The 3,301-nt window shown below is 68.6% G+C and carries 2 protein-coding genes; both read right to left on the bottom strand.

The window, feature by feature from the left end:
* Positions 1–319: 319 nt before the first annotated feature.
* A complete protein-coding gene (locus tag AOK23_RS39510; RefSeq protein ID WP_079049965.1) occupies positions 320–1,573 on the bottom strand; it encodes an NAD(P)/FAD-dependent oxidoreductase in 1,254 nt (417 codons plus the stop codon).
* Positions 1,574–1,952: 379 nt separating this feature from the next.
* Positions 1,953–3,301: cytochrome P450 (locus AOK23_RS39505; protein WP_055717264.1), on the bottom strand; the 1,349-nt coding region annotated here is incomplete at its 5' end.

Here is a 3,301-nt window from a genome sequence, read left to right as displayed (position 1 = left end):
GGGCGGAAAGGACGGGAGGGGGCGGCGGTACGGCGATCGGCGGGCCGACGGCGCAATCCGCCACCGCGCCGGCGGGCGCGGCCTCCCTGGGCTCCTTCGGCATGTGCGGCACAGCGCACGGGCCGTGCGGCCGCGGGTGCGAGGGGGCGGGCGACGGAGACAGGTGCGGCGCGCCGGGTGCCGGGGCTTCCGGCGTACGGTGCGGCGCTGCCGGGGGCCCGGACACCGCGGTCGAACCGCGCGCAGTGGTCGGCCCGATCACCCGGTCACGGTGGCCGCTCCCCGGCGACGGCCGCCGGGGAGGTCGCCGCCCGCCCGGTCAGGCGGCCGGGTCGTAGACCCGCTCCTCCTCGGGTACGCCCGCGTCGTCGTAGAGACGCTCCAGGGCGTCCGGCGCGTAGATCTCGTAGTCGGGGACGACGCCGCCGATCAGGCCGAGCATCTTGTTGGTCCACTCCTGGCTGGCGCTCATCGCGCTCATCGTCGCCTTGAAGAACGGCGGGAGTTCGGTGAGTTCGCCGAGGGTGGTGGTGAAGTCGTAGACGCCGGCGCTCTCCTCGTCGCGCACCTTGTTGTACTCGGCCAGCGCCTCGTCCATCGGCCGCTCCCCGGACAGTCCCTGGTGGATGCGTTCGGCGAGCAGTTCGCCGTGGAGGAAGGCGTCCGTGATGCCCCACCCGGTGTAGGGGTCCTTGTGGTAGCCGGCGTCGCCCACGAGAGCCCAGCCGGGGCCATGGGCGCGGCGGTAGTAGTTGTCCGGGTAGCGCATGGGGCGGAAGTCCTCCTCGCGCCGCCCGCTGTCGCGCAGTTGGGCGCCCATCTCCGGGTGGACGTCGTCGAAGACGGCCTGGAAGCGGGCCTCCACGTCGGTGCGGAAGTCCTTCAGCTGGGCCCGGGTGCAGATGACGGCCAGCATGTTCAGCCCGTCGTTGGTGGGCCAGCTGCCGAACCAGCGCTCGTGGAAGCCGGTCTTGTGGTGCAGGCCCCAGTCGAGGCCGCTGTAGTACGAGTAGTAGATGAATCCGGCCGCGGGGCGGACGTTGTACAGCTCGGCGCCGACCTTCTTGGCGACCGTGGAGTGGAAGCCGTCCGCGCCGATGACCACAGAGGCCCGGAACTCCCGCTCCGGTCCGTCGCCCTCGCGTCCCCGGATGCCGGTCACCCGGCCTTCGGAGGCGATGACGTCGGAGACGGTGAAGCTCTCCAGCACCTCGGCGCCGGCTCTGCGGGCGGCGTTGACCAGGATCTCGTCGAGCACGGTGCGGCGCGGGCAGTAGATCGCGTCGAGGCCGTCGACGGGGTCGGCGAAGCCGTTGAGTTCGATGCCCCGGTAGCTGTAGTGCATCTTGCGGATCGCCGGGGTCTTCGCCTCGACGATCTCGTCGAGCAGTCCCCACTCCCGGAGCTTCAGCAGCCCCGCCTGGTGGATGTAGTGGGTCGAGACGGTGTCGCTGGGGAAAGAGGACCGGTCCACCACGAGGACCCGGTGGCCGAGGCGTGCCAGCAGCATGGCGACCGGTGAGCCGGCGCAGCGGGCACCCACAACAATGACGTCGTACACGCGATCCCCCATGATTCAGATCAGTCACCCGAAAGACAATCGGGCCCGGTTCCAGCGCTCGTGGTCGGCGGCGCCGATAGTGACGTGAAGGCTATGAGTATCAGCCAACAAAGGTCAAGAGATGGTTAGGAGGGAGTCAATTGAGCATCACACCGACAGGACGGCGGAATACCTAACTCCGTTCACATGGAAGAACATCGGCGCCCTCTATCCACCACTATGCACCTTTCAGAATGGGGGTTTTGACCCCAGCTATGGCTTGCGTCACACACGAGAAGGTCGCCGTCGCAACCACGCTCGGTAAGTGATCCCGCCCCACTGGAACACATAGCGTAGGTAAAGGAAGCGATTTGAGAAATGCGCCTCCACTCCGCCTTCCGGCTCGAATTACTCAGTTGACGTAACCCGAGAAGTTAGAGGAAAAAATCGCGCCAAGAGTGGCCGAATTCGCCCGCCGCGGGCGGGATGCGGCAACCCGATCAAGCTCGCTCGGTGGTACTCGGTGCGCCCTACTCGTGCACCGTGATGGCCGAGCGGGGGATAAGAGAAAGCGGACGGGGAGGTGGGTGATCGTGCGCAGGAACTCGGTGTGCGCGTAGGCGGGTTCACCGGCCGGCTCGACACCGGAGAACCGGTTGACGATCGAGCTGAAGACGACGTCGGCCTCGGCGCGGGCCAGGACCTGGCCCGCGCAGCCGTGCATGCCGGAGCCGAAGGCCAGGTGCCGGCCGGCGGCGAGGGGGCGGGTGTGGTCGAAGGTGTCGGGGTCGGTGAAGACCTCGGGGTCGCGGTTGGCGGAGGCGATGAGCAGGGCCAGCGCTTCTCCTGCCGGCACGGTGGTGTCGCCGATGACCGTGTCCTGCGTGGTCAGGCGGACCACCATGGACTCGGGCGTGTCGATCCGCAGGATCTCGTTGATGATGCCCGGCCGCGCCTCCGGCTCGTCCCGGTAGGCGGCGAACAGCTCGGGCCGCTGCGTCATCAGCCAGATGCCGTGGTTGATCAGATGCTTGACGTCGAGGTGGCCCACGGCGAAGAAGAGGAAGACGGAGTAGACGACCTCCTCTTCGGTCATCTTGCCCTCGTCCTGCGCGGCGATGAAGGCGTCGATCAGTCCCTCGCCGGGGTGGGCTCGCTTGTCGGCGACGAGGCGGCGGATGTGGTCGGCGAACCAGGCGAACGCCTCCGTGGTGGCGCGGGCCTCCTCGTCGTTGCCGCCGGGGCCGAGGCTCAGCCCGATCTCGTAGGTCTTGCGCTGGATGGTGTCCATCTCGGTCGGCTCGATGCCGAAGATGTGGCAGGTCGTCTCGAAGGTGCACTTCAGGGACAGGCCGTCGGCCGCGTCCAGGGCACCGTCGCCGTTCTCGACCTCGTCGAGCACGGCCTCCACGGAGGCGCGCATCACCTGGGACCACTCCTCGACGGCCTTGGGCGTGAACCAGCGGTTGGTGATCCTCCGCAGCCGCGTGTGGTCGGGCGCGTCCTTGCCGAGCATGGCGTGGTGGATCGGGTCGGCCGGCCCGAAGTCGAGCTGCTGCACGCTCAGGGTGGGGTTGCGGATCAGCCGGGCGACGTCCTCGTAGCGGGAGACGACGTACAGGCCGAGCGGATGCCGGTAGACGGGGTGCTCCTCCCTCAGCCGTGCGTAGTAGGGGTACGGGTCCGCGCGGAAGCCGGGGTCACAGAAGGGCAGCAGGTCCTCGGCGGCGGACGCGGGTTCGGCGGTGGTGACGGTCATGG

Origin of the sequence: Streptomyces torulosus (genome assembly GCF_001419765.1) — a bacterium.
Lineage (GTDB): Bacteria > Actinomycetota > Actinomycetes > Streptomycetales > Streptomycetaceae > Streptomyces > Streptomyces torulosus.
Note: the sequence above shows the minus strand (reverse complement) of the source record. Positions and strands in the feature narration are given on the sequence as shown.